General features: G+C 44.9%; 1 protein-coding gene. It reads left to right on the top strand.

Features of this window, described 5'->3' with window-relative positions:
• On the top strand, positions 1-1030 hold a 1030-nt coding region (locus IRZ80_RS20740), incomplete at both ends, for an MFS transporter (protein ID WP_194644266.1).

Genomic DNA, 1030 nt, shown 5'->3' with positions numbered 1-1030 from the left:
CGGTTTTAATCCTATTATAGGTGTTCTGGCAGACAGAACCAGTACCAAATGGGGCAAGTTCCGTCCCTGGATCCTGATCACGGCATTACCGCTGGGCTGTGTTGCTCTGGCGGCTTTTACCACCCCCGATTTTTCGTACAGCGGCAAAGTAGTGTATGCCGTTGCCACTTATACCTTACTGCTTCTTTTTTATGCAGGGAACAACCTGCCGTATTCTGCCCTGAGCGGGGTGATTACGGGCGATATGTCCGACAGGAACAGCCTGTCTTCGTACCGTTTTGTTGCGGTGATGTTTGCACAGTTTTTTGTTCAGGTTTTCATGCTTGGGATCATCAAGAGTGCCGGAGGAGGGGACAAGGCAGTAGGAATTGAAAAAGTAATGACAGTACTGGCCGTCATCGGCACCATTATGCTTTTTATCACCTTTCTGACCACCAAGGAACGTATCATTCCAAAACCGGAGCAGAAGTCAAGCGTGAAGGAAGATCTAGCCGACCTGGTAAAAAACAGGCCATGGGTAATCATGCTGACGCTGACAACTTTAGTATTTATCACTCTGGCTCTAAAAGGCGGTTCGTATGTTTATTATTTTGAAAATTATGTAGATAAACAGCAGCTGTCACTTTTTATCCAGCCGATATTGGATACGCTGACCAGTGCCGGATTAAACTATTTTGGTAATGACCCTGTTGCAGCAGGATTCGGACTGTTCAATGCCGGAGGAATTATTTTTATGATAATAGGAATCACTTTATCAAAAGGCTTGGCTGATAAATACGGAAAGAGAAATATCTTCGGAATATTTCTGTTTATTTCGACAGTCTTCGTTCTGGCTTTTTATTTCTTTTCAGCCGACAGTATTTCCCTTATTTTCCTTTCGCAGATTCTGCACGGATTTTTCTACGGAATCACCATTCCGATTCTCTGGGCAATGATCGCCGATGTAGCCGATTACTCAGAATGGCTCAATAACCGCCGTGCGACAGCCATTATATTTTCAGCAATGATGGTCGGACTGAAAGCCGGACTG

The organism is Flavobacterium sp. HJJ, assembly GCF_015351475.1.
GTDB classification, from domain to species: Bacteria; Bacteroidota; Bacteroidia; order Flavobacteriales; family Flavobacteriaceae; genus Flavobacterium; species Flavobacterium marginilacus.
The sequence above is the reverse complement of the archived record's forward strand: the minus strand, read 5'-3'. Positions and strand labels throughout refer to the sequence as shown.